Origin of the sequence: Streptomyces sp. URMC 123 (assembly GCF_051386515.1) — a bacterium.
In the GTDB taxonomy this organism is placed as follows: Bacteria; Actinomycetota; Actinomycetes; order Streptomycetales; family Streptomycetaceae; genus Streptomyces.
This window is the reverse complement of record NZ_JBPQTV010000423.1, coordinates 1-4,681: the sequence shown is the minus strand read 5'-3', so window position 1 is coordinate 4,681 and position 4,681 is coordinate 1. Positions and strand designations below refer to the sequence as shown.

Genomic DNA, 4,681 nt, shown 5'->3' with positions numbered 1-4,681 from the left:
CCCAGCAGATCGCCGTCGCCGAGCGGGTGCTGCCGGGGTTCACCCCGGGGGCCTTGCCGTCCTTGGCGAGGCCCGCGTTGACCGCGCAGCCCGGGAACGCCTTGTCCGGGCCGCGCGCGGCCAGCACCCGCTCGGCGACGGCGATCTGCTGGGAGCGGCTGGCCAGGTCGGGGCGCGGGGCGTAGTCCCGGCCGCCGAAGGCCTCCCAGGTCTGCTGGGTCATCTGGAGGCCGCCGTAGTAGCCGTTGTCGGTGTTGGCGCTCCACACGCCCCCGCTCTCGCAGTTGGCGACGCGGTCCCAGGTCTGGGCGTCGGCGGCCTGGGCGCCGGACGCGGCCAGCAGCGGCATGGCGATGCTGGCGCCGGTCACCCCCGCGGCGACGAACAGGGCCGGAGCCTGACGGGGGCGGCGGTGTCTACCGTTCCCGGAGCGCATGCGTGTGCCTTTCGAGCGACGGGCGAGCCTGGATATGCGGCCCGAAAGTAGCGGGGTCGAACACCAGTCACAAGTCGATGTAGCGGAGATCACGCTCAGGTCACGTAGCTGACTGACCGTCACTTCTGCTAGTGGCGCCGGGTGGTGTCCGCTCCGGCGCGGCGGGGGTGAACTCCACCGGAAGCGTGCGCAGTCCCCTCATGATGAGCCCGCCGCGCCAGCGCAGATCGGCCGGTTCCGCCGCGAGCCGCAGATCGGGCAAACGCCGCAGCAGGGTGGAGATCGCCGTACGGCCCTCCAGCCGCGCGAGGGGCGCGCCGAGGCAGTAGTGGATGCCGTGGCCGTAGCCGAGGTGCTGGTTGTCGCGGCGGGCCAGATCGAGGGTGTCGGGGTCGTCGAACCGGGCCGGGTCGCGGTCGGCCGCGGCCAGCACGACGAGCACCGGGTCGCCGGCGGCGATCCGCTGCCCGCCCAGGGTGATCGGCTCGGTGGCGAACCGCCAGGTCGCGAGCTCCACCGGGCCGTCGTAGCGCAGCAGTTCCTCCACCCCGGTGGCCAGCAGCGACTCGTCGCCGGCGGCCAGCGCGGCCTGGAGCCGGGCCCGCTGCTCCGGGTGGCGCAGCAGGGCGTACGTCCCGTTGCCGATGAGGTTGACGGTGGTCTCGAAACCGGCGAACAGCAGGATGAACGCCATGGCCGCGGCCTCGTTCTCGGTGAGGTGCTCGCCGTGGTCGCTGGCCCTGATCAGGCCCGAGATCAGGTCGTCACCGAGGTCGCGGCGCTTGCGGTGGATCAGGTCGGCGAGATACGTCCGCATCTTCTTCACCGACCGGGCGACGCCGCCCCGGGGCCCGCCGCCGTGACGGATCATCATTCCCGCCCAGTCGCGGAAGTCGTCCTGGTCCTCGGGCGGCACCCCCAGCATGTCGCAAATGGCGTAGATGGGGAGCGGAAAGGCGAACTCGTGGATCAGGTCCGCGCTGCCGGTGGCGCAGAAGTCGTCGATCAGCCGGTCGGTCAGCTCCCGCACGCGCGGCGCGAAGTCGGCCACCCGCCCGGGGGTGAACGCCTTGGACACCAGGCGGCGCAGCCGGGTGTGGTCCGGCGGGTCGATGTTCAGCAGATGCGTCATGAGGTCGGCGCTGCGCTCGCCCGGGATGCCGACCCGCCCCTTGGCGTGCGCGGCCGCGGAGTGCCGGGCGGGGTTCTTGCTGAGCCGCTGGTCGGCGAGGGCCTGCCGGGCGTCGGCGTACCGGGTCACCAGCCAGGCCTCGACCCCGCTGGGCAGCGCGGTCCGGTGCACGGGGCGGTGCTCGCGCAGCCAGGCGTACGCGGGGTACGGGTCGGAGGCGAACTCCCAGGTGAACAGCTCGGGCGCCGGGGCCTCGCGGCCGGGCCCGGGGTCCGTACGGGGGGTCTCGTGGGGCTGGGGGGTCGTCGCGTCCTGCACCCCATGACCGTAACCGCCGCGCCGGGCCCGGGCGGCCGGCGGGGAACCGGAGGGAGCGCTCACGGCGTCCCCTCCGGTACGACTCACGCCGGGGGCGCCGGCCAGCCCGTGGCGATCAGGAACTGGCCGAGCAGATAGCCCGCCATGATGAGCACCTCCTGGGCGGGGAAGGTGTGGCCGGCGGCCTGGAGGCCGATCAGGAGGTCGGAGGCGAGGAAGGCGCCCGCGCCCACGGCGACGGTGCCGCCGACGGCCGCGGCGGTGGCGGCCGTCGCGGCCAGCACGAGGCCGTAGCCGGCGACGGGCAGGCGCAGGCGCCGCTCCAGCGTGGGGGCGAGGGCGGCGGTGGCCGCCGCCCAGACGGCCAGCGCGCCGACCGCCGGGCGCGGGTCGCGCCGCAGCGCGGCGAGCGCGCCCCGCCGGGCGCAGCCGGCGGTGTAGCTGACCTGGGTGCCCAGGAAGGCGGCCATGCCGAGCAGCAGCGCCGGCTCGTGCGCGTCGAACAGCAGCGCGATGTCGCCGGCGGTGGCGAACGCGAGCCCGGCCATGAGGGCGGTCGACGGCGGGCCCTCGGCCCCGGGGCCGCGGCGGCGCAGTGTGTACGCCGCGAGGGCGGGCATGAGCAGCGGTTTCGCGGCGCGCAGCGGGCCCCGAGGGCGGCGGGTCACGGCGGCGAGGTCCGCGGCGGCGAGGGTGGCGAACGCGGCCAGTGCGTGTTTGCCGTGGGCGGTACGGCGTCGGGTACGGCGGGGGGTTGAGCGATCGGCGATCGGCATGCGGGCAGTGTTCCGGCGGCGTTCGGTCGGGTCAATGGGGGTGCGGGGCCTTTGACAGCGCCTCCGGCGCCGGGGTCTTTCGCCTGCCCACCCGCCCGTTGAACGGAAACGCGGCGGAGGTCACAAGCTGCCTTTCGGCGCCTTCGGCGCCGGGTCTTTCACCCGCCCACCCATGAGGGAGACTCAGCGGCCCGAAAGAGAAGCAAATACCCCATTTGGCCTGTTCGGGAAGCTGGCGGGACAGGGGCGACACATACTCGGGAGCGGATCACACCCTCCAGGAGTCGAGATGTCGACGTATCGCCTTTCCGCCCTGCGGCGGCGTGCCGCCCTCGTCGGCGCGTGCGTCGCCGCACTGCTCGCCACGGGCACCGGCCACGCCCCGTACGCCCACGGGGACGAGCCCGAACCCACCCCCCGCAGCCTCGACGCCGCGGCCGCCGGCCGGCTCGCCTCCACCCTCACCTCCGACCTCCGCGGCCACACCGCCGGCGCCTACTACGACGCCAAGGCCCGCTCCCTCGTCGTGAACGTCGTCGACGACTCCGCCGCCCGGGCGGTCGCCAAGGCCGGCGGGCGGGCCCGGCTCGTCCGCCACTCGCTGACCCAACTCCAGGCCGCCCGCCGGACGCTCGCCGAGCGGGCGACCGTCCCGGGCACGTCCTGGTTCATCGACCCCGTCACCAACAAGGTCCTCGTCACGGCCGACAGCTCCGTCACCCGCTCCGACCTCGCCCGGCTCACCAAGGTCGTCGGCGAGCTCGGCGACAAGGCGCGGCTGGAGCGGGTGCCCGGGCGGCTCGACGCCGTCGCCTCCGGCGGCGACCCCATCCACCGCAGCGGCGGGCGCTGCTCCCTCGGATTCAACGTCCACCGCGACGGCGAGCCGTACTTCCTCACGGCCGGCCACTGCGGCTGGGCCGGCGCCGCGTGGTCCGACGGCCACGGCAACTGGCTCGGCACGATGGTCGACGCGCAGAACGGCGACAACGACTTCGCCCTCGTCAAATACCGGGAGGGCACGGACCACCCGCCGAGCGAGGTCAACCTCCACAACGGCGACACCCAGTGGATCTCCCAGGTGGGCGAGGCGCTCACCGGCATGTCGGTGATGCGCAGCGGCTCCACGACGGGGGTCCGCGAGGGGTCCGTCCTCGGCACGGACGTCACGTTCACCACGCGGGACGGCCAGACGTTCAACGGGATGATCCTCGCGGCGGTCTGCGCGGAGCAGGGGGACAGTGGAGGGTCCCTCTTCTCCGGGGAGACGGCGCTGGGGCTGGCGTCCGCGGCGTCCGGCATGTGCGGGGACGAGGGCGCGCGCACGTACTTCCAACCCGTGTCGGAGGCGCTCGACTTCTACGGCGCCGACCTCCCCCGCTGAGGCCGCGCGGCCCGCGTACCCGTGGGCCGGATTCCGTGGTCGACCACCGCGTCCGGCCCACGGGTGCGGTACCGCGGGGCGTGCGTGGGTGTTACGGCTTCCACTCCACGTCATAGGCGCCCATCCGGCTCTTGCCGCAGCTCATGCCGAACTTCCAGTTGCCGCGGCCCATCCACCGTCCGTAGTGCGACGTGCCGTCGTGGCACTCCACCATCGCGCGCGCCTGGCCCCTGGTCACGCGGCAGTCGGCGGTCCAGCCAGTGCTGGTCGTCTTCCAGTTGGTGCAGCGGTAGCCCGGATCGGCGGCTTGGGCCGGGGAGGCCGTCATGACGCCGCCGAACGCGGTCAGGACAATGGCGCCGACGGATGCCGCGACCTTGGTGCGCACGGTCGAGAACTTCACTTCACGGGTCCGTTCTGTGGGTGGGATCGGCGACTCGCCTGTCGAATCGCCTGCGCGGGCGGCCGGGCGAAGCGCTTCAGGCGGGGGCGGAAGGGCGTGTGCCTCGGCCGGGCCCGGCGATGATCATCCACTGGCCGCGATCGATGTGCGTAATCCTTCGCCTGTGATCTGCCTCACGGTTCGGGGGCTCTCACGGCGCGCCTCCGGCGCGGGGTGTTTCCCCCCACCCACC

Annotated in this window: 5 protein-coding genes; 1 reads left to right on the top strand and 4 read right to left on the bottom strand. The window is 73.9% G+C overall.

What is annotated here, in order from left to right:
* The 3 genes from ACSNOD_RS28590 to ACSNOD_RS28580 form a co-directional block, all read right to left on the bottom strand.
* Positions 1 to 436 (bottom strand): transglycosylase family protein (locus ACSNOD_RS28590; protein WP_436769971.1); only part of this gene is annotated, 436 nt, incomplete at its 3' end.
* 100 nt (positions 437 to 536) lie between these two features.
* Positions 537 to 1,805, bottom strand: coding sequence for a cytochrome P450 family protein (locus ACSNOD_RS28585; RefSeq protein WP_436769972.1), 1,269 nt, complete (start codon positions 1,803 to 1,805; stop codon positions 537 to 539).
* 164 nt (positions 1,806 to 1,969) lie between these two features.
* Positions 1,970 to 2,662, bottom strand: a complete 693-nt coding sequence (locus ACSNOD_RS28580; RefSeq protein ID WP_436769970.1) for a lysoplasmalogenase family protein — start codon at positions 2,660 to 2,662, stop codon at positions 1,970 to 1,972.
* A 289-nt stretch (positions 2,663 to 2,951) separates the two neighbouring features.
* On the opposite strand from ACSNOD_RS28580, the gene ACSNOD_RS28575 reads away from it, so the two are divergent.
* Positions 2,952 to 4,046 carry a S1 family peptidase gene (locus tag ACSNOD_RS28575; protein ID WP_436769969.1) on the top strand — a complete coding sequence of 365 codons (1,095 nt, stop codon included), beginning with the start codon at positions 2,952 to 2,954 and terminating at the stop codon, positions 4,044 to 4,046.
* A 91-nt stretch (positions 4,047 to 4,137) separates the two neighbouring features.
* On the opposite strand, the gene ACSNOD_RS28570 is transcribed toward ACSNOD_RS28575, so the two are convergent.
* Positions 4,138 to 4,449 (bottom strand): hypothetical protein, encoded by a 312-nt coding sequence (locus tag ACSNOD_RS28570; protein WP_436769968.1) that lies wholly within the window; start codon positions 4,447 to 4,449, stop codon positions 4,138 to 4,140.
* Positions 4,450 to 4,681 lie beyond the last annotated feature (232 nt).

Bases quoted from the DNA above. Each gene is read 5' to 3' on its own strand.
- ACSNOD_RS28580 (WP_436769970.1), bottom strand. From the start codon at position 2,662: ATGCCGATCGCCGATCGCTCAACCCCCCGCCGTACCCGACGCCGTACC.
- ACSNOD_RS28575 (WP_436769969.1), top strand. From the start codon at position 2,952: ATGTCGACGTATCGCCTTTCCGCCCTGCGGCGGCGTGCCGCCCTCGTC.